Origin of the sequence: Bradyrhizobium sp. B120 (assembly GCF_049075665.1) — a bacterium.
Lineage (GTDB): Bacteria > Pseudomonadota > Alphaproteobacteria > Rhizobiales > Xanthobacteraceae > Bradyrhizobium.
On sequence record NZ_CP185242.1, the window covers coordinates 7,065,175 to 7,085,111 of the forward strand.

A 19,937-nucleotide genomic window follows, 5' to 3' on the forward strand; every position below is an offset into this window, starting at 1 on the left:
GTCGCTCGCCCATCAGAAGAAGGGCGAGTCGCGAGAGTCGGTTAGGCCCGGCTCTTAATGTGGAAACTGAACGAGCGCGGTTAGGAAAAGCTTCTTCTACGCAATATCTTAGGGCGATTCGACAAAAATTGCACGGTTAGAGCTTGCGTCGAGGAATCAGTTTTTGTTAACCATATCTCGTCAGGATCCGAATCAGTTGTTCAAAGGCGTTTTGTGAGTGCCGCAAGTGCGGCCGACCTGACGCCCGGAGCGGCGACTATAGGGGACTGGCATGCGCGTTTTGCTGATTGAAGATGATAGCGCCGTCGCGCAGTCGATCGAATTGATGCTCAAATCCGAGAGTTTCAACGTCTACACGACGGATCTCGGTGAAGAAGGCGTCGATCTCGGCAAGCTTTACGACTACGACATCATCCTGCTCGACCTCAACCTGCCCGACATGTCCGGCTACGACGTGCTCAAGCAGCTCCGGGTTTCGAAGATCAAGACTCCCATTCTGATCCTCTCCGGCCTCGCCGGCATCGAGGACAAGGTCAAGGGTCTCGGCGTCGGCGCCGACGACTACATGACCAAACCCTTCCACAAGGACGAGCTGGTCGCCCGCATCCACGCGATCGTGCGCCGCTCCAAGGGTCACGCCCAGTCGGTCATCCAGACCGGCGATCTCGTGGTCAATCTGGACACCAAGACGGTCGAGGTCGGCGGTCAGCGCGTGCACCTCACCGGCAAGGAGTACCAGATGCTGGAGCTGCTCTCGCTCCGCAAGGGCACCACGCTCACCAAGGAAATGTTCCTCAACCATCTCTACGGCGGCATGGATGAGCCGGAGCTGAAGATCATCGACGTCTTCATCTGCAAGCTCCGCAAGAAGCTCGCCAACGCCTCCGAGGGCCGCAATTTCATCGAGACCGTGTGGGGCCGCGGCTACGTGCTGCGCGAGCCGCACGAGGCCGACGAGCGCATTCCCGCCTGACGCTTCGCTTTCTACAGCAAACCTCCTGGACCCCGCCGCAAATGGCGGGGTTTTTGTTTTTGGGAGGTTACGCCACCGGGATCGCGGTCAAAGCGGCGAGCAGATCCGCGCCCTTCGGAACACCGAGCCCGGTGCAGGCGCTCCAGCCGGGGCCGGCATCGTAGCCCTTGCCGCCGACGCGGTTGTTGCCCTGCACGACCGCACGGAATGCGCCGGGGTTGGAATAAAGCGCAGCGTTGAGAAAGCCGATCTGCTCGCCGCGCGCGGCGACAGCTATTGCGACCAAAGCGGCCCATAGCGGCGTCGCGGCGCTGGTCCCGCTCATCGGCATCGCCTCTCCGTTGACGATGATGCGGTAGCCCGGGCTCGCCGCGGCCGCGCAGGCGACATCCGGAACGCCGCGCCTGATAGCGCCGTCGTTCTGCGATTTCGGCAGCGTCAAATGCGACTGATAGTCGGGGACCGGAAACGCGTCGCTGATGCCGCCGCCGGTGCCGACCGCGCCGGCATTCCAGACCGCCTCCGCTGCGGCTGATCCATTGCCCGCGGCTGGCACGGGCTGGGTGCCGCCGCAACTCGTCGCATAGGGGCTCGAGGCGGGAAACCAGACATGAACCTTGCCGTCGGTCAGGCCGCTCGTCGCGAGCTGATCACCGGAGGCGAACAGCACGCTGACGCGCAGCCGCGCGGCATCGGCCAGCACGGCCTGCATCGCGTCGCGCCCCGGCCCGGTCCAGTATTTCTCGGCACTGCCCCAGCTGACGGAGACCACCTGGGGCGCATGCTCTTCATCGAACACCGCTTGATGGATCGCGTCGGTCAGACCCGCGGCGGAGTTCTCGGCAAAGTAGACGACGATCTTGCTCTTCGGCAGCAGGCCGGCGAGCACCTGGAGATCGAGCGCGATCTCCTGATCGGCGACATCGTTAGTGCCGAAGCCGCCATTGCCGGTCGGCGGCACATTGACGACCACCGGCGGAGGCCGGTTCATGCCGGCCACCGCCATGGCGAGATCGCTCGCGAGATAGCCGCCGCCGAGAGCGATGATGCCGACACAGATCGACGACACGTCGCGATCCAGCGGAATGCCGTAGAGGGCCGCGATGTCGATCGGCCACAGCCCGTTGCCATCGCCCGCGTCAGCCTGGGCCTGCACCAGCGGCGTCCTGGTCCGCAGCGGCCGCTGATCGAAGCCGAGAATGGCGCGGGTCCATGGCGCGATCTCGGCCGGAACCGTCAGGCCGCCGACGCGCGCGCGAAACGTGCGCTCGCCGTCGCGGTAGGTGCGAAGCGTCGCGCCGAAGATCTCGGCCATCTGCCGCGCCGTGCCTTCCAGCTCGACCGTGCGCGCGACGGGATCGCTGCCGCCGACGGTCAAGTCCCGCTCTGCCGCCAGCCGCACCACGCGGGCGACGGCGCGGGCATGGCTGCGATGGCGCTGCGTCGCGAGCTGGTGCCGCGTGATCGGCCGGGCGAGCCGGGCGAGATCCCCGGTGCTGCCCGTCGGAAACTTGTCGGGGGTGCGCCGCTTCACATAGACCACGATGGGGATCCGCTCGTCGGGATCGACATCGCCGACCAGCGTCGCACCAACAGGCGCGGCACGGTTGCTGCCGGCTAGCGGAACCCTGCGCTCGGAGGTGCCCGCCATCAGTGCCGTCTCACTTTCCGGCACATGGGCTCGGCTGCGCCGGATTCTGCGTATCGTCGTAGGCGCAGAACGGGATCGACCAGACGAAGTCTGCCGCGGTCGCGATGCGCGTGAGACCGGGTTTGCCTTCGAAGATCGGCGGCTGGCCTGAGAACTTCCAGTACCATTCGGGCAGCAGCGGCCCGAGCGGAGCAACCGGGCCATTCGGACCGAACGACAGGAATCCCGCCTGCGACGACGGCGTGCCGTTGGCCTTGAAGGCCGCGCGGCCGTGGCAGGTGATGCAGGACGAGGTCGCGACGAAGCCGTCCTCGGTGACGGAATTGCCGACCCGGATGTCGAGCCCGACATTGTCGACGAAATCCACCTGCGAGCCCTTCAGGCAATAATTGTTGTAGACGGGATCGATGTCCGCGCTCGACAGCATCGCCGTCAGCGCGGCCGTCTTCACGCAATCCGGATAGCCCTGGCCGGCGGTCCGGTTCGACGGCACCAACGCGGTCTGCGCGCCGAAATTGTCACGACAGCCGATGATGTCGCAGCGACCCGGATTGAACCGGTGCTCGAATGTCGCCCAGGTCCAGTTCGGCACCTGCTTGCTGATCACATGCATCGAGACCAGGGCGTACTGCACGCCGGCCGCGCTGTTGACGTGATAGAGTTGCGGCACCTGCGCCAGCGTCACCTTGTTGTTGGTGAATTGCGGTATGTCGCTGACCGGCAGCCAATTCCCCTTCACCTCGATGGAATCCACCGGGAACGACAGCGCCTTGCCGAAGGCGGCCTTCACGCCCGACAGCTTGTAGAGGTTGTTCTGGACGATGAAGTCGAACGTCGGCTTGTTGTGACGCGTCTCCTCCATCTGCCCCTGCGCTGCACCCGGCGGCAGCGCCGGCAGCAAGCCGCCGCTCTGCTGCACGCCTTCCCGTGCCACCTGCGGCAGGATCGGTGGACGCAGCGACGGCGGCGTCGGCGCCGCCGGAAACTGCGGATTGGGCTGGAACAGATCGGTATCGCTCGCCCAGGTCTCGAACGTCGAATTGCTGCCGCCGGCGCGGGTGTTGGCCTGGATGAAGAGCTGCCAGGCGACCTGATCCGGCGCGGTCATCGCGGCATTCGGCGGCGATTGCGCCGCGGCCGGAAGCGCGGGAAGCACAAGCAGACCACAGACGAGCAATGTGTCGATCGACCTTCTCATCTTGCTCTCCACATCGGGTTCATGGTTGGAATCCGTTCATGGTTGGAATCCGTCCCCCATCCAGCTCGCATAGGTATCGAGCGCGTCCTGCGACCATCGGTGACCGGGCGGCATGAAGCCGGACGACAGCGCCGCGAAGACGCGGCGTGCATTGGCGTGATCGGCAAAGTCATCATTAGCGGCCGGGTCGCAGATCCAGTCGGCGTCGCCGAGCCGAACGCCCTTTGGGGTCATGCAGGCGATGTCGCCCGGTCGAAACATCGGCAGGATGTCGTTGCCAAAACTGGTCGTCATCGGGATCACCGAACCCATTCGCGACATGCACTTCTGGTTGCATATCGTATAGACGACTATCGCGGGAGCCGCTGTGAAGCGGCTCACACCGCCGCGCAGCAATTTTCCGGCGGCCGTCCGCGGCCACCGTCGCCCACAGGTTGGATCGAACCGAAGCTTCGCGAACCGCGACCAATCAGCTATAGGATGACCATCTAGGGCTGTTCGGGCGCATCACATGATCCTGCAATCCCTCGCCGGCCTGCCGGCGTTCCTGGTCTATTTCTGCACGGCGCTGATCGCCGTGGTCGCCTACCTCTTCGTCTACACCCGCGTCACCCCGCACGACGAATTCCAGCTGATCCGCGACAACGATCCGGCGGCGGCGATCGCGCTGGGCTTGAGCCTGCTCGGCTTCGTGCTGCCTGTTGTCAGCGCCATCGCCCATTCCGCCAACGTGGTGGATTGCCTGATCTGGAGCATCATCGCGCTGATCGTGCAGATCATCGTCTATTACATCGTGAAGATCCCGGTGCCGAACCTGTCGGCGCGGATCGCCTCCGGCGAGATGGCGGCGGCGATCTGGCTCGGGCTGTCCTCGCTGGCCGCAGGCGCGCTGAACGCGGCCTGCATGATTTACTGAGCCATTGAACCGAACCATGGCGCGCAAACCAAACCCGGAATTCGGCAAACGGCGGCCAAGCGTGCCGGCGGTGGCGACGCGGCCGGAGCCGCCTTCCAAGCGCTCCAATCATGTCGCGCTGCTGATGATGGGCACACTCGCAGTCGGCGGCGGCGCCTACGCGCTGATGCCGCGTCAGAATTGCCAGCCTGTCCCGCCGCCGCCTCCGGGCGTCACCGCGCCGGTCCCCTTGCAACCCGGCGCCGATTGCGCGCCGCGCAGCTCGTCGTCCGGGTCGGGTGGCGGTGGTGGTGGCGGCTCGTCGCGCAGCAGCTTCTACAGCGGCAGCTCCTCGTCCGGCGGCTCTTCATCCTCGTCGAGTTCATCGTCAAGCTCGTCGGTCAGCCGCGGCGGCTTCGGCTCGTTCGCGCATGCGTTCGGCTTCGGCGGTGGCTGACAAGCACTTTGCCGTGTCGTCATGCGCTTTCGCTTGCCCGGCGATCGGAGCTGATGGACACTCGGCGCGGCTGCGCAGAAGGCAAGGATCGCGTCCATGAAACGCTCGCGACGGGTCTGGCTGAAATTGATGGGAAGCGTCGCGATCGGCGCAGCCTCGATGGGCCTGACGCCAGGCCAGGCCCGCAGTCATCACCATGCGGGGCACAAAGCCAAGCGGAAGCCCGAGCAGATATCACCCTCCGGAGGCTTCGGCGACGCGCCACGCAGCATCGCCCGCTACGACAACGGTCTCGCACATGGCGGCGGCTGACACCGAGCCGACACGCATCGTCTGAAGATCACGGACCCCTTCATGCAACGCATCGCATGTTCCGAGCGCGACGACTGGCAGGCAACCGCCGAAAGCGCCGGCTTCACCTTCCACACCATCGACGGCGAACGTTACTGGGACGAGCGCGCCTATTACGCCTTCACGCTCGACGAGATCGAGCGCGATATCGAGGCGCCGACCGGCGAGATCGACGCGATGTGCCTCGAGCTCGCCGGGCGCGCGATCAAGGACGAACAATATCTGCGCCGGCTGAAGATTCCGGAAGCGTTCTGGGACCTGATCGCGGCGAGTTGGCGCCGCAAGGAGCCGAGCCTCTGCGGCCGGCTCGACCTCAAATTCAGCGGCAGCGGCCCGGCCAAGCTGCTCGAATACAACGCCGACACGCCGACCTCGATCTTCGAGGCCGCGGTGTTTCAATGGACCTGGCTCGAACAGGCGATCGAACGCAACATCATCCCGAAGCGCGCCGACCAGTTCAACTCGATCCACGAGGCGCTGATCGAGGCTTGGAAGACGATCGGCGCGACCCACCCCTTGCATCTCACCGGACTGACCGGCAATGCCGAGGATGCCGGCACGCTAGCCTATCTCGAGGACACCGCGGCGCAGGCCGGGCTGAAGACCACGCTGCTCGACATCGAGCAGATCGGACTGCGCAGTGACGGCCAGTTCGTCGACCTCGACGAAAGTCCGATCGCGCTCGCCTTCAAGCTCTATCCATGGGAGTGGATGTTCCACGACGCGTTCGGCAAGAACCTCAGCTCGGCGCCGACGCAATGGATCGAGCCGCCCTGGAAGGCGATCCTGTCCAACAAGGGCATCCTGCCGCTGTTGTGGGAGCTGTTCCCGAACCACCCCAATTTGCTGCCGGCCTATTTCGAGGACGACCCGCAGGCCGCGCAGCTCGGCACCTCGTTCGTGCGCAAGCCGATCTATTCGCGCGAGGGCGCCAATGTCGAGCTGGTCAGCGCCGGCATCACGCTGGTCGCGGAAGAAGGCCCCTACGGCGCCGAGGGCTTCATCCGGCAGGCCCTCGCGCCGCTGCCGAATTTCTCCGGGCAGTACCCCGTGCTTGGCAGCTGGCTGGTCGACCACACGCCCTGCGGGCTGTCGATCCGCGAGGACGAGAACCCGATCACCGGCAACACATCGCGCTTCCTGCCACACGCGATCTTGTGAGGACGTCGAGAACCTTTGTCCCGTCATCCTGAGGAGCCGCGCAGCGGCGTCTCGAAGGATCGACGGCCCGGCCGGTGGCCGTTCATCCTTCGAGACGCGCTACGCGCTCCTCAGGATGACGGTATTGGCAGCATCGCCACCTCTAATTCGGAAAGGCCTCGCTAGCGCGCCGCGGACGCAACCGCCTTCAGCACATGCGCGGCGCCGGCGCGCGCGACTGGCGCGGTGCTGGGCTGATAGAGCCCGCGGCGGTCGGGATAGGGCCTGAACAGATTGGTGATGCCGACCACGGATTCCGCCGCGCCAAGCGCCAGCACGCCGTCAGGCTCGAGCATCCGGGAGATCTTGCCGAAGATGCCTGCCTTGGTCTGCTGATCGAAATAGATCAGCACGTTGCGGCAGAAGATCACGTCGAAAGTACCGAGATGCGAAATGTCCTGCAGCAGATTGAGCTGGCGATGCTGCACCATGCCGCGGATATCGGCGTTGAGCTGCCAGAGCTCGCCCTTCTGCACGAAGTGCTTGACCAGCAGCTGGATCGGCAGGCCGCGCTGCACCTCGAACTGGCTGAACAGGCCGGCTTTGGACTTTTCCAGCACCGCCTGCGACAGGTCGGTGGCGATGATCTCGATGCGCCAGCCGGTGAACAGCGCGGTCATTTCCTTCAGCAGCATCGCGATCGAGTAGGGCTCCTGCCCGGTCGACGAGGCCGCGCACCAGACGCGCAAGCTGCGGCGCGCGGCGCGCGCCTGCGCCAGCGCCGGCAGCACCGCTTCCTTCAGATGATCGAACGGGATCTTGTCGCGGAAGAAGAAGGTCTCGTTGGTGGTCATCGCCTCGACCACCTCCGACGTCAGCATCTCGGCGCCGCCCCTCATCCGTTGGACGAGCTCGGGAATGCCGGCGAGGTTCGACCGGCGCGCCAGGGGCAGCAGGCGGCTCTCGACGAGATATTGCTTGTCGGCCGACAGATCGAGGCCGGAGCGTTCCTTCAGCAGCTTACGCAGATACTCGTAGTCCAGCGGCGTCACGAACGGTCTCCCGCAAACACGCGAACGAGCTTCGATGCGATCTGATTGAGTGGCAGCACGGCGGCGCAGATGCCGGCATGGACCGCAGCACCGGGCATGCCCCACACCACGCTGCTCGCTTCGTCCTGGGCGATCACGCTGCCGCCGGCAGCAACGATGTCCTTGCCGCCGCGCATGCCGTCGGAGCCCATGCCGGTCAGGATCACCGACATGATGCTGCCCTGCCAGACATCGATCGCGGAGGTGAACATCGGATCCACCGCGGGCTTGCAGAAATTGACCGGCGGCCCGTCGTCGAGCGCGATCGTGGCATCGATGCCGTGACGGGCGATCCGCATGTGGCGTCCGCCCGGCGCCAGATAGATCTGACCCGGCCTGATGCTCTCGCCGTCGATCCCCTCATGCGCCGGCCGTTTGCTGGTGCGCGCCAGATGTTCGGCGAGAATGGTGGTGAAGGTCGGCGGCATATGCTGGGTGATCAGCACCGGGACGCGATCGATCACGGGGCCGATCTCTGCGACCAGTGTCATCAGCGCCTGCGGGCCACCGGTGGAGGAGCCGATCAGCAGCACCTTCGGCTGCAGCAGGCCGAACGAACGGCGCGCGACCTGGGCGGGCGCCGCAGTTGGGGCCAGCCCCGGGCGCGGCTTGTCGTGCCCGGGCGCAAGCGGCGGGCTTGCCGTGGTATGCACCGGGCTGCGCCGCGCCTTGGCGCCGAGATGACGGATCTTCTGGATCAGGTCGTGGCGGAAGGTTTCCGCAGCGGTGGCCTCGCGCGTGCTCTCCGGCTTCGGAATGTAGTCGGACGCGCCGAGCGACAACGCCTTCAGGCTGATCTCCGCGTTGCGGCGGGTCAGCGTCGAGGCCATGATGATGACGAGATCGCGCTTCTTCGCCAAGAGCTGCGGCAGCGCCGAGATGCCGTCAAGGTCGGGCATCTCGATATCGAGCACCGCAACGTCGGGGTTGAAGCGCTCGAGCTGGTTCACGGCATCGAGGCCGGTGCGCAGCGAGGCCACGACCTCCATGTCGGGTTCGGCGCCGATCCAGCGCGAGATCATCCCTCGGATGACCACGGAATCGTCGACGACCATCACCCGCACCTTGTCGGAACGGGTCGATGTCGGGACCGCAGTACTTGTCAACGCAACACTCATGACTTCACCAGCGACGCAACACGACGCACAACAACCGTTGAGCCGAAGGCTTCTGCCGCCGGATCGAACGTAGAAACCTAAATCAGCATGATCTTCTCGGAAAACCGGTTCCCACTTTTCCGGATCATGCTTTAGATCAAACCGACTTCCTGGAACTTCGCGGTGACGATGTCCCGGTCGAACGGCTTCATGATGTATTCGTTGGCACCGGCATGCAGCGCGCGCGCGATATGCGCGACGTCATTCTCGGTGGTGCAGAACACGACCTTCGGCTGATCGCCGCCGGGCATGCGGCGGAGATTGCCGAGGAACTCGTAGCCGTCCATGACAGGCATGTTCCAGTCGAGCAGCACGGCCTCGGGCATCGCGCGCTTGCAGGCCTCGAGTGCCTTGGCGCCGTCCTCGGCCTCGACGATCTGGAAATCGAGCCCTTCCAGGATACGGCGGGCAACCTTGCGAATGACGCTTGAGTCATCGACAACAAGACATGTTCTCATCTGCGACCTCTACTTCCTCATCCCCGGAGGGATGTTTCAGTTCTTCGATTCAGTCGGCCCGTCTCAGGCCGCTTTGGCATCAGGCACCAGTTCGAGCACGCGATCGACATCGAGGACGACCATGAGCTGTCCGTCGAGGCGATGGACGCCGCCGGCGAGCCTCGCCATGCGGGGATCGAGGTTGACCGGGTTGTCCTGGCGGCTGTCGTCGGGCAGCCGCAGCACCTCGCCGATCTGGTCGATCAGGAGGCCATAGGATTCGCCGCGCTGGTCGACGCCGACCGCCATCGGCGGCTTGCCGTCGTCGGCCTTCGGCAGGCCGAGCCGGGCGCGCATGTCGACCACGGTGACGATGCGGCCGCGCAGATTGAGCACGCCGGCGATCTCGCTGGAGGCCAGCGGCACCCGCGTCAGCCGCTCCGGCATGAACACGTCCTGCACCCGCGAGATCGGCAGGCCGAACAGCTGTCCGCCGATCACGGCGGTGACGTACTCGGCCATTGCGCCTTCACTGGTCTCGGTCTTGCTGCTCATCACTGTTGTTTCCCTTAAGCCGCGCGGCGCAGTTCGGCGGTCTGCTCTTTCAGCGCCGCGATCAGCCCGGGACGATCAAACTTGGCGACATAGTCGTGGAAGCCGGCCTGCCGGCCGCGCTCGATCGCCGCCGGCGACACCATCGCCGACAGCGCGATGATCGGGAGCCCGGTGAGGTTGTGGTCGCTTCGGATGTTCTCGGCGAACTCAAAGCCGTTCATCTCGGGCATCTCGATGTCGGTCAGCACGACGTCGAAGGCCTGTCCCGAGCGCAGCGCGGCGAGCCCTTCCTGGGCATTCGGCGCGGTCCGCACCTTGTAGCCGGCGGCTTTCAGCACCGGCGCCAGCATGTTGCGGAAGAACGCGCTGTCGTCGACCAGCAGCACCGACTGCGCCGAGGCCGACGGGCGCATCTCCTTGCGCGAGAACCAGTCGGCAAACGCCATCGGCAGGAAGTGGCCGACGTCGATCACCTCGGTGGCCTGGCCCTTGATCACGGCCGAGCCCAAAATGCCGTCCTGCGAGCCCGCTACTTCGATGTTGAGCCGCTCCTCGACGATGTCGATGATCTCGTCGACCACGAGCCCCATCGAGCGGCCGTCGTCGGCGAACACCAGGATCGGCTGCGCCCCTTGCGTCTGCACCTCGACGCCTATCATCTGCACCAGCGGCATCAGCTGCTCGCGGTACTGCACCATGTAGCGGCCGTTGGAGAGCTCGATCTTGTCGGTTGCGATCTCTTCCAGCCGGGTGACGAGGCCGAGCGGCACCGCCTTGGGCTGCGAGGTGCCGGCGCGGAACACCAGCAGCGAGGTCAGCTGCTCGCCGCTCGTGGCATGGCCGCTCGCATTGTCGTCGGCCATGTCATGGGCCGAGGAGCCGGACGCGCCCAAGGCCTTGGCAATCCCGTTGGGGTCGATGATCATGATGACGGCGCCATCGCCCAGAATGGTGTTGCCGGAGAACATGTCGATGTGCCGCAGCTTGGTCGACATCGGCTTGACCACGATCTCCTCGGTGTGGAACACGCCGTCGACCACGATGCCGAAGGTCTGGCTGCCGACTTGGGTGACCACGATGAAGCCGTTCTCGGCATCTGAGGTGGCGCCGTCGTCGATCTTGAGCAGCTTCTTGAGGTGGATCAGCGGCAGCAGCTTGTTGCGCAGCCGCAAGACCGCGGTGTCCTTGATCCGCTCGATGCGGTGCTCGGAGTTGGCGCGGGCCCGCACCAGCTCGACCACCGAGAGCTGCGGGATGGCAAAGCGGTCGCCGCCGGCTTCCACGATCAGCGCGGAGACGATCGCCAGTGTCAGCGGGATCTTGATGGTGACGGAGGCGCCCTCGCCGGCCACGCTCTTGATGTCGATGGTGCCGCCGATCTGGTCGATATTGGTGCGCACCACGTCCATGCCGACGCCGCGGCCGGACACCGAGGTGACTTGCGCCGCGGTCGAGAAGCCCGGCGCGAAGATGAACTTGTGGATCTGGGCCTCGGTCATCTTCTCGAGCTCAGCCTCGGTGACGAGACCGTTCTGGAGCGCCTTGGCCTTGATCCGCTCGGTGTTGAGCCCGCGGCCATTGTCGGCGATGCAGATGATGATGTGGCCGCCTTCGTGATAGGCGCTTAGGCGAATGGTGCCCTGCTCGGGCTTGCCGCTGGCGACCCGCTCGGCGGTGGTCTCCAGGCCATGATCGGCGGAGTTGCGCACCATGTGCGTCAACGGATCCTTGATCAGGTCGAGCACCTGGCGGTCGAGCTCGGTGTCGGCGCCGTGCATCTCCAGCTCGATCTGCTTGCCGAGTTCGCCGGAGAGATCGCGGACGATGCGCGGCAGCTTCTGCCAGGCATTGCCGATCGGCTGCATGCGCGTCTTCATGACGCCTTCCTGCAGCTCGGCGGTGACGTTGGAGAGCCGCTGCAGCGGCACCTTGAACTCGGTGTCCTCGTTGCGGCGTGAGATCTCCAAAAGCTGGTTGCGGGTCAGGACCAGCTCGGAGACCATGGTCATGAGGTGTTCGAGGGTATCGACGTTGACCCGGATCGACTGGTTGGCGATCTTGTCGCCTTCCTGGACAACATCCTCGGTGGCGGCCTTGCGGGCCGGCTTCTTTGCGGCCTCGGCCGGCTCGGCTGCGGGGGCAGCGGCGACGGGCTTGGCGACCGGCGCGGGCGCGGGCGCTGCGACTTCGATCTCGGTCTCGCGGAAGGCGCGCTCGAGCTCGTCGAGCGAGACCTCGCCCGGACGCAGCGGGCGCTCCAGCGTCTGCACCACCAGCGTGCCTTCGGTCATCGCCGCCTGCACGGATGGAGATTCAACGACAGGCACATCTTCTTCAGCAGCAGCCTCACCGGCCACCATCGCGGCCATGCCGCGCTCGACCATCGCCTCGAGCTGATCGATCAGGTCGCGGTCGTTGCCCTCAGGCTCGGCCTCGGTCGCCTCGAGCCCGCCGAGGATCTCCTTGATGCGGTCGATCGAGGACAGGATCAGCGTCACGGCTTCCGCCTTCACCGGCATGCCGTCGCGGAATTTGCCCATCAACGTCTCGCCGGCATGCGCCAGCGCTTCCAGCCGCGGCAGCCCGAGGAAGCCGCAGGTCCCCTTGATCGTGTGCACAAGCCGGAAAATATTATCCAGGATCTTCGCGTTGTTCGGATCCTGCTCGAACTGCACCAGCTGGTTGTCGACCGTGTCCAGGCTCTCGCTGCTCTCCGTCAGGAACTCGCGCAACAGATCGTCCATGAAACCAACCTTCGAAAAACGCCGAAAACGCTGCGGCGCGCGACATCGACGCGCCGGCCGGAACTTAGGTCAGCTTCTCCGCAAAGCGTTTAAGTTTGGTTGAGTAATTGGAAAAGAACGGGATCAACAAAGAGATAAGGCCGCACGATCGAATCGCGCGGCCGGTCGTAACCTTTGCTTAATGATGTTCCCGCGGCCGCGTTCAGGACGCCAAGATAACGACCTTGTCGCCGTCGAGCGCGAGCGTCACTTTCAACCCGCAGGCATCAGCCAGTAGGCGCGTGTAATGCGGCTGCACGGCATGCGCATCGACCGTGTTCGACGAGCTTGCATTGAGCAGGTCGACGATGTTCTGCGGCACCCGCGCATGGAGGCCCGCGGCCAGGATGCGGAAGCTCATCGTCTCGCCCTCGCCGACCGGATCGATGGTGAGCGTGCCGCCGCGCGGGATGGTCTGCTGCGCGATGACCAGCATGTTCAACAGCAGCTTGACCCGGTTCTTGGGCAGCAGCAGCCGCGGCAAATTCCAGGTCAGCGTCACCTTGCCGTCCTCGATATGCCCCTTCGCCATGTTCTGGGCATCGCCGAGATCGATCTGCGCGCCGGAGGAACCCGCGGCACCGAACGCCAGCCGGCAGAACTGCAGCCGCGCCGAAGCGGTCTTGGCGCTCTTGCGGATCAGATCGAGCGCGAAGTCGCGGTCTTCGGGCTTCGGGTTGTCGTCAAGCACCTCAAGCCCATTGACGATCGCGCCGACCGGACTGATGAGATCGTGACAGACCCGCGAACACAACAGCGCCGCGAGTTCGAGTGCATCGGGAGCGGGACCGGGAGACGAAGTGCCAGACATCAATTGTTTCCTGGAAAGCCGCACGCCGCGGGAGGAGTGCGAATCACGCATGCCTGTGGGCTTGATACACCGCGCAGACGGATGCTGCCAGCTTGCGGCGGGACTGATAAAGCATGATCCGGACCGGAACGGCCGCGTTAGCGCAAAGTGGAAACCGGTTTTCCGAAAAGATCATGCTCAAACAAGGGGATGAGGTCGCGATGCAATGCCTTGCATCGCATCGCGATCTCAGGGAACACGAACAGGATATGAGACCCGCCCATGAATAAGGCACAGCCGTCCCTGATCGGCTGCGAAGCCGCCGCCACGCTGCTCGAATCGCTGACCGAACTGGTGATCCAGGCCGGCGAGGCAATTCTTGCAGTCAACCGATCCGCCATGAACGTCACAGGCAAGAGTGACGGATCGCCGGTCACCGAGGCCGATCTCGCCGCCGACCACATCATCGTCGAAGGGCTGACGCGGTTGACGCCGCATGTGTCGCTGCTGTCGGAGGAGCGCGTCCACCTGGCGACCCCGCCCTACAAGGACAGTTTCTTCCTGATCGATCCGCTCGACGGCACCAAGGAGTTCGTGGCCGGCCGTGACGAGTTCACCGTCAATGTGGCGCTGGTCACGCAGGGCGTGCCGCTGCTCGGCATCGTCGGTGCGCCCGCGCTCGGCTTGATCTGGCGCGGCATCGTCGGCAAGGGTGCGGAGCGGTTGACGCTGCAGAATGGCACGGTTTCGCAGGCGGTGCCGATCAAGAGCCGTCCCTGCCCGCCACGCGGCGCACCCTGGACCGTTGCGGTCAGCCGTTCACACGGCGATGCGCGCACCGAAGCCTTCATCGATGAACGCGGCGGCGCGGTCCGCGCCGTGCTGGGCTCGGCCGTCAAGTTCGGCCGTGTCGCCGAGGGCGAGGTCGATATCTATCCCCGCCTCTCGCCGACATCCGAATGGGATGTGGCGGCGGGTCACGCGGTCGTCGTTGCGGCCGGCGGCAAGGTGACCGATTCGAACGGGCGCCCATTGCATTTCGGGCTCGGCCGCGAAGACTTTCTGGTGCCGGAATTCATCGCGTGGGGCGACCCGGCCGCGGCGGCGTGATTACTGCGCGAGACTTTCTTCCAGCTCCGGCCAGCGCGCCGCGGCTTCCTTCAGGAAGCGCGCGGGATCGGCGGCAAAGGCGTCGCGGCTGTGTTCCCGGTTGAACAGATAAAGCCTGTTGCCGACGACGGCCCAGAAGCGCGGATTGCCGGCGCAGGTCACGCCCCGTACCAGATCGGTCGGATCGTAGCCGCCGAACTGCGGGCCATAGATTTCAGGATGTGCCACGAACGAGGCACGGTTGCCTTCGTTGCGGAAACGCCAGACCGCACCGCTGTCGGCGGCCTCATATTCCGGCCGTCCCTGGGTGGCGGCGGCATCGGTGAAATAGGCGACGGGATCGAATCCCTCGATCGCAAGGCCGGAGTAGCGGTTCGTCACCACGCGCTCGGTCGTCGTGGCCTGAACAGGCAAAGAGGGCCCGATGGCCGTCAAAATGCCCGCCAACAGGCCGAAAAACGCCATGCCCCGGCACGATCCATATCTTTCCTGCCGTTGTGCCGTCATAGTTGATACCGATAACATCCGAGTCGAGGGGACACTGGGCGCAACCTAGAGCCGTGCCTGTTGGCATCAGGTTAAAGGGCAACGCCCGGATTTCGATAGCAGGGGTTCTTAATGACTTTCGCATCACGCCTTGCCGCGGTCGCGTTTGCCGCGCTGATGTGCTGGAGCGCAGGGGCGTCCGCGCAGCAGCCCCCACCACCGCAATATCCACCGCCGCAGCGTGAGCCGACACCGTATACTTACGGGCCCGACGAACTGGTCGGCGCCGGACACAAGTTCTTCGGCAACGTCTCGCGCGGGCTCGCATCGGTGATCGAGCGCGCGGTCAGCCAATGGGGCCTGCCCAACGGCTATGTGCTCGGCGAGGAAGGCTCCGGCGCTTTCGTGGCCGGGCTGCGCTATGGCGAAGGCACGCTCTACACCAAGAACGCCGGCGACCTCCGGGTCTACTGGCAGGGTCCTTCGGTCGGCTTCGACTGGGGCGGCGACGGCGCCCGGACCATGACGCTGGTCTACAACCTGCCTTCGACGCAGGCGATCTATCAGCGCTTCGTCGGCATCGACGGCTCGGCCTATATCGTCGGCGGCTTCGGCATGACGGCGCTGACCGCCAACAACATCGTGCTGGTGCCGATTCGCTCCGGCATCGGCCTGCGGCTCGGCGCCAGCGTCGGCTATCTCAAATTCACCCCGCGCGCGACCTGGAACCCGTTCTAGGTCGCGGCGCCGATCGGGTGATTGTGCCGGGCGCTCCGGGGCGGTTAGCGATTCAGGTTAACGCGGCAAACGGGCTGGCCTTTGGCCGGCCCGCCGTGGCATTGTGATTAACAAATCCTTCTTTCCTTCTGCTTTCTTTGGAGTGACCCTTCATGATCGAGCCGATCATGTACGCGGCGATCGGTTTCCTGATCTCGATGCTGTGTGGCCTGATGATCGTTCCGCTGGTGCATAACCGGGCGGTGCGGCTGACCACGCGCCGCATGGAGGCAGCCACCCCGCTGTCAATGGCCGAGATCCAGGCCGACAAGGACCAGCTCCGCGCCGAATTCGCCATGTCGGCCCGCCGGCTCGAGATGAGCGTCGACCAGCTCAAGAGCAAGACCACGAGCCAGCTCGCCGAGCTCGGCAAGAAGACCGATGCGATCAACCGCATGAAGATCGAGCTCGGCGAGAAGAACGCCGCGATCTTCGCGCTGGAGGCGCGCGAGAAGGCGATGAAGGAGCAGCTTCGCGCCACCGAGGAAGAGTTTTCCGCCAAGACCGAGCTGTTGCGCAATGCCGAGCAGGCGCTGACCGACAAGCAAGGCGAACTCGGCAAGATCAACGCCGAGCTCAGCGACCGCGCGATGACGGCGGACAGCCGCCAGGTCGAACTGGTCGCGGTGCGGACCCAGGTCGAGGAGTTGAAGAACCGTGTCGGCGATGCCACCAGGGAGTTTGCCGCAACCGAAGCCCGCCTCGCCCAGGAGCGCAACCAGTCGGAAACCGCAACGCGCGAGCTCACCGACGCGCGCGGCCGGGTCGAGAATCTGAGCCAGCGGGTCACCGATCTCGACCGCCAGCTGATCGTCCAGGTCAAGGAAGCCGAGATGCTCGGCAACCGCGTCACCGACCTCGAGACCCGGCTTGCGACCCAGGGCAAGCTGCTTGCCGAGCGTGAATTCGAGAACGGCCAGCTCAAGCAGGCCAACGCCGCCGCCGAGCGGACCGTACAGGAGCTGCGCGAGGAGATCGCGGCGACAAGCGGCGGCAAATCGTCCGTGCTCGAGAAGCTGCGCCAGGAGAAGGCGGCGATCGAGGAGCAGCTGCGCATCGCCCGCGACGATCGCGGCAAGCTGCAGCGCGACATCAACGCGATCCAGCAGCAGGCCGAGAGCTCCTGGGCGACCGAGCGGATGGAGAACGCGCTGCTGCGCGAGCGCATCAACGACATCGCCGCCGAGGTGGCCAAGCTCGCGATCCAGCTGGAAGGCCCCAATTCGGCGATCGAGGCCATGCTGGCCGCGGAGCCGACCGTGCCGGCCAAGGCGGCCGCCAAGCCCGCCAACGGCGTCGCAAATGGCGTCTCGCCGGGCAGCGGGATGCCCGAAGGCGGCGGCACGCTCGCCGAGCGCATCCGGGCCCTGCAGTCACACGCCTCCCGCGCCCGCCAGCAAGGCGCCTGATTCCCGCAGGTCTTGATTCGTGAAGGGTTTGGCTTGACACCCCTACCCGGCACTTCGTAAATCGCACGCTCTGACGAAGCGCCACTTTTCGACCGGCCGCCGACCAGCGGCCATTGGCATGTCACATCCCGGACGCATAGCTCAGCGGGAGAGCGTTCCCTTCACACGGGAGAGGTCCAAGGTTCGATCCCTTGTGCGTCCACCATTAATTCCAATAAATCAATAAGTTACAAGCTTCATTCCCTTAGCGTGTGCCCGGAAATAGCTGGGGCACAATGGGGACACACATCACGCGAGGTGTAGACCGGAAGACATCGGCGCCAAGTAGGAGCCCGATCAGTCTGCATAGGCCGCTCTGACGAAGGCCGAGCCAATGCGTCAGGAGCACCATGGCGCGTCTGCGGTCCAGAACCCGCGCGCTCAGCAAGCGTTCGATGACGGTTCGAAGGTCGGATTCCGCGATAGGAGGGGGCAGTTTCCCCTTCCAGCCCGGGGGGCAGTTTTCCCGTCGGCCCGGCTGGTAGCGTGATTGCCCCATTCCATCGGCAGGGTTGAGTGCGCCTCGCCGTGAAAGGATGGTCGTGATCGTCGATGGCGCCGCGACTTTTGTCATGCCGCGCCTGCGAAGCTCGCCTGCGATGCGCCGGCCGCCCCATGGCGGATGGCTGGCGCGGACCGACAATATTGCGTCCTCGATCTCTATGGGCGTCTTTGACGGGCTGCGCCGCGGCCGGCGTGAGAAATCGTCCCTCTGTACCCATCACCGCTCCGATCTTCGCCAACCTTCGCCGACGAGGACGGTGATGGCTTCAGCCTGATCTGGTCCCGCCCCAGCCGTCGACGGCGACTGAGCCGATCCGCAATGGCTCGCCCGGCTGGCCCGGGCGGGGCATCGCTCAGCTCAAGAACTGGCCGCGATGCGTCGCATGGCGTCGCAGCGATTGAGCTGACGGGGATCTTGCATTTGAGGAAGGAAGTTGACGGCAAAGGGCGATTTTGTGCCCCTCATCCGGCCGTCCCTGAACGCCGGGGTGCTGGAGGACGGTCTGATCAGACCGATGGAAGAGAACCTTCAGGGTGGGCCGCTCTCGCCTTTCCTCGGTAATTTTCGTGCTCGACGATCTCAAGGAGTTGACTCGACGTGGCATCGGTTCTGCCGCTATCCCGACCAATCAAAGCACGAATTACGGGCTAACCAGTCCGGGCTTTAGCGGCGGCGTCGCACCACGACTATGCGAGCTTCGTAGGACGGACGCACTGAGTCCCTCAAGGAGCTTTAGTCGCAAGCCACCGAGGGCGCGTCGTCGTGCTTGAGGTGTCGCTTTCGGACATTGTAACTCACTAGCCAGATCACGCCGACCGCGATCGGCACGAAGATTGCGGTCAGGAACGAGGGCTCAACTCGCAGTCCGACGTCGTGCGCGCCCTTGGCAAGATAGCTAAACAGGCTGACCACGTAATATCCGATCGCCCCGACCGACAATCCCTCGACCGTGCACTGCAGCCGAAGTTGCTGCCTCGCGCGCTCGTTGATAGCGTGCAATAGGTCACGATTCTGTCGTTCTATTTCGACGTCGACACGGGTTCGCAACAGATCGGCGGTACGCGCGAGCTTGACCGACAGAGTCGCCTGACGATCCTCCACGGTCGCGCAGGTTCGCATCGCCGGAGCCATGCGACGCGCCAGAAACGACGACCAGGTCGGATAGCCCGAGACATCGTTGCCTTCAATGATGGACAGTCGCGACTGGACCAGCTCGTTATAGGCCCTGCTGGCGCCGAAGCGAAACAAGCTACCAGTCGCACGTCTTTCGAAGGAGGCGGCCAACGCCGTCAGCTCGGCAAGCAGATGGTTGTTGAATTGCAGTCCCGCACCGCTTTGCATTTTTTCGAGCGCGTCAACAAGACGGCGGTCGATGCGATCAACAGACGGAGCAAGCTCAAGGGCCGCCGACAGGCCAAGCAGCGCCAACAGACGGTAGGTCTCGATTTCCAGGAGCCGTTGCACCAGCGCTCCGAGATCGTGCGACGTCAACCCGAGGTCGCAGACGAGGATTCTCGTGAAGCCTTTTTCGTCCACGCGGAAGTCTGAGGCGGCAACGCCTGTACCGCTCTTTGTGGCAACCATGGCCAGGCTATTCTTGTCAAAAATCTGTTCGGCGCGCTTGGTCGGCGAGGCGTCACGCTCCACTTCTAACCTGATCGCGACCAGCAATTGTCCCGTTTGCCGCAACGCGAGGATCAGCGATCGGACGGTATCATCAACTTTGCCGAATAGGTGGGCGGCAGGGCCATTTGCGTTAGTCCAGATCCAGGTGAATGTTGTGAATTCCGAATGCTGCTCCCAGCGTAACATGGCGGGCCCGATCACAACCTGATGATGTTTCGCCGATTGCTCAGGCGGCGGAAGATTGCGCTCCAGGCAGAAATCGATAAAGCGGCAACGATCGCTTGCGGCCGCCTCGCCCTGCGCAAGAAAAGCGAAGTGGATCACGCTAAATGGCGAAACAAGGCGTATGAAAGGGCGCGCGTGCACTTCGCCGAGCACGGCGTCGCGTTGCGGATGTGGCTTGAAGGTTCGCAGATCCAGTTCATCGATCATGTATTGACGCCTCGCTTCAGAGTAAGCAAGCAACCGTCAGCCTTGACGCCGGGAGGCATTGGCGGTGCTGGAAAA

At 64.6% G+C, this 19,937-nt stretch carries 19 protein-coding genes, 1 tRNA gene and 1 pseudogene; 10 read left to right on the forward strand and 11 right to left on the reverse strand.

All coding sequences use genetic code 11. The features are described 5' to 3' along the window. Positions 1-271: 271 nt before the first annotated feature. Complete coding sequence (gene ctrA / locus ACOIX3_RS32810; RefSeq protein ID WP_016848562.1) at positions 272-973, forward strand: response regulator transcription factor CtrA; 702 nt, start codon at positions 272-274, stop codon at positions 971-973. Between the two features lie 67 nt (positions 974-1,040). Here ctrA and ACOIX3_RS32815 read toward each other — a convergent pair whose 3' ends face one another. From ACOIX3_RS32815 to ACOIX3_RS32825, 3 genes are read right to left on the reverse strand one after another with little or no spacing between them, the layout of a single operon-like run. After that, positions 1,041-2,624 carry a S53 family peptidase gene (locus ACOIX3_RS32815; RefSeq protein WP_420966111.1) on the reverse strand — a complete coding sequence of 528 codons (1,584 nt, stop codon included), beginning with the start codon at positions 2,622-2,624 and terminating at the stop codon, positions 1,041-1,043. 10 nt (positions 2,625-2,634) lie between these two features. After that, on the reverse strand, positions 2,635-3,822 hold the full coding sequence (locus tag ACOIX3_RS32820; protein ID WP_420966113.1) for a hypothetical protein: 1,188 nt from the start codon (positions 3,820-3,822) through the stop codon (positions 2,635-2,637). 36 nt (positions 3,823-3,858) lie between these two features. Beyond that, positions 3,859-4,116: a hypothetical protein gene (locus ACOIX3_RS32825; RefSeq protein ID WP_420966115.1), complete on the reverse strand. Its 258-nt coding sequence runs from the start codon at positions 4,114-4,116 to the stop codon at positions 3,859-3,861. Positions 4,117-4,333: 217 nt separating this feature from the next. On the opposite strand from ACOIX3_RS32825, the gene ACOIX3_RS32830 reads away from it, so the two are divergent. The 4 genes from ACOIX3_RS32830 (at position 4,334) to ACOIX3_RS32845 (ending at position 6,686) form a co-directional block, all read left to right on the forward strand. Continuing rightward, positions 4,334-4,738 (forward strand): DUF350 domain-containing protein, encoded by a 405-nt coding sequence (locus ACOIX3_RS32830; RefSeq protein ID WP_024583958.1) that lies wholly within the window; start codon positions 4,334-4,336, stop codon positions 4,736-4,738. Positions 4,739-4,754: 16 nt separating this feature from the next. After that, positions 4,755-5,174 carry a hypothetical protein gene (locus ACOIX3_RS32835; protein ID WP_420966116.1) on the forward strand — a complete coding sequence of 140 codons (420 nt, stop codon included), beginning with the start codon at positions 4,755-4,757 and terminating at the stop codon, positions 5,172-5,174. A 96-nt stretch (positions 5,175-5,270) separates the two neighbouring features. Beyond that, positions 5,271-5,486 carry a hypothetical protein gene (locus ACOIX3_RS32840; protein WP_420966118.1) on the forward strand — a complete coding sequence of 72 codons (216 nt, stop codon included), beginning with the start codon at positions 5,271-5,273 and terminating at the stop codon, positions 5,484-5,486. Between the two features lie 42 nt (positions 5,487-5,528). Then, the gene (locus ACOIX3_RS32845) at positions 5,529-6,686 is read left to right on the forward strand and encodes a glutathionylspermidine synthase family protein (protein WP_420966120.1); all 1,158 of its coding nucleotides are present in this window, start codon (positions 5,529-5,531) and stop codon (positions 6,684-6,686) included. A 161-nt stretch (positions 6,687-6,847) separates the two neighbouring features. Here ACOIX3_RS32845 and ACOIX3_RS32850 read toward each other — a convergent pair whose 3' ends face one another. The 6 genes from ACOIX3_RS32850 to chpT all read right to left on the reverse strand — a co-directional run bounded on the left by ACOIX3_RS32850 (position 6,848) and on the right by chpT (position 13,499). Next, on the reverse strand, positions 6,848-7,717 hold the full coding sequence (locus tag ACOIX3_RS32850) for a CheR family methyltransferase (RefSeq protein ID WP_420966122.1): 870 nt from the start codon (positions 7,715-7,717) through the stop codon (positions 6,848-6,850). Continuing rightward, the gene (locus ACOIX3_RS32855; protein ID WP_420966124.1) at positions 7,714-8,874 is read right to left on the reverse strand and encodes a protein-glutamate methylesterase/protein-glutamine glutaminase; all 1,161 of its coding nucleotides are present in this window, start codon (positions 8,872-8,874) and stop codon (positions 7,714-7,716) included. Before ACOIX3_RS32855 ends, ACOIX3_RS32850 begins: the two co-directional genes overlap by 4 nt. Positions 8,875-9,005: 131 nt before the next feature. Beyond that, entirely contained in the window at positions 9,006-9,371 is a 366-nt protein-coding gene (locus ACOIX3_RS32860; protein ID WP_018273268.1) for a response regulator, read from the reverse strand. Positions 9,372-9,434: 63 nt separating this feature from the next. Beyond that, positions 9,435-9,905, reverse strand: a complete 471-nt coding sequence (locus tag ACOIX3_RS32865; protein ID WP_092116429.1) for a chemotaxis protein CheW — start codon at positions 9,903-9,905, stop codon at positions 9,435-9,437. 14 nt (positions 9,906-9,919) lie between these two features. After that, entirely contained in the window at positions 9,920-12,649 is a 2,730-nt protein-coding gene (locus ACOIX3_RS32870) for a hybrid sensor histidine kinase/response regulator (protein WP_420966126.1), read from the reverse strand. A gap of 202 nt (positions 12,650-12,851) precedes the next feature. Continuing rightward, the gene (gene chpT, locus ACOIX3_RS32875) at positions 12,852-13,499 is read right to left on the reverse strand and encodes a histidine phosphotransferase ChpT (protein ID WP_420966128.1); all 648 of its coding nucleotides are present in this window, start codon (positions 13,497-13,499) and stop codon (positions 12,852-12,854) included. A gap of 261 nt (positions 13,500-13,760) precedes the next feature. Between chpT and cysQ the strand changes: the two genes are divergently transcribed. Then, a complete protein-coding gene (gene cysQ, locus ACOIX3_RS32880; protein WP_420966129.1) occupies positions 13,761-14,588 on the forward strand; it encodes a 3'(2'),5'-bisphosphate nucleotidase CysQ in 828 nt (275 codons plus the stop codon). Here cysQ and ACOIX3_RS32885 read toward each other — a convergent pair whose 3' ends face one another. Continuing rightward, positions 14,589-15,053, reverse strand: coding sequence for a YHS domain-containing (seleno)protein (locus tag ACOIX3_RS32885; protein WP_097677238.1), 465 nt, complete (start codon positions 15,051-15,053; stop codon positions 14,589-14,591). A 153-nt stretch (positions 15,054-15,206) separates the two neighbouring features. Between ACOIX3_RS32885 and ACOIX3_RS32890 the strand changes: the two genes are divergently transcribed. The 4 genes and pseudogenes from ACOIX3_RS32890 to ACOIX3_RS32905 form a co-directional block, all read left to right on the forward strand. After that, positions 15,207-15,812: a DUF1134 domain-containing protein gene (locus tag ACOIX3_RS32890; RefSeq protein ID WP_097677239.1), complete on the forward strand. Its 606-nt coding sequence runs from the start codon at positions 15,207-15,209 to the stop codon at positions 15,810-15,812. 152 nt (positions 15,813-15,964) lie between these two features. After that, positions 15,965-17,260, forward strand: coding sequence for a hypothetical protein (locus tag ACOIX3_RS32895; RefSeq protein WP_420966130.1), 1,296 nt, complete (start codon positions 15,965-15,967; stop codon positions 17,258-17,260). Between the two features lie 130 nt (positions 17,261-17,390). Continuing rightward, positions 17,391-17,465 (forward strand) — tRNA-Val (locus tag ACOIX3_RS32900). Between the two features lie 557 nt (positions 17,466-18,022). Then, positions 18,023-18,101: pseudogene (locus ACOIX3_RS32905) on the forward strand (DUF736 domain-containing protein); the annotation flags it as partial. A gap of 435 nt (positions 18,102-18,536) precedes the next feature. Here ACOIX3_RS32905 and ACOIX3_RS32910 read toward each other — a convergent pair. Next, a complete protein-coding gene (locus ACOIX3_RS32910; protein WP_420966132.1) occupies positions 18,537-19,862 on the reverse strand; it encodes a DUF3422 family protein in 1,326 nt (441 codons plus the stop codon). Between the last annotated feature and the right edge of the window lie 75 nt (positions 19,863-19,937).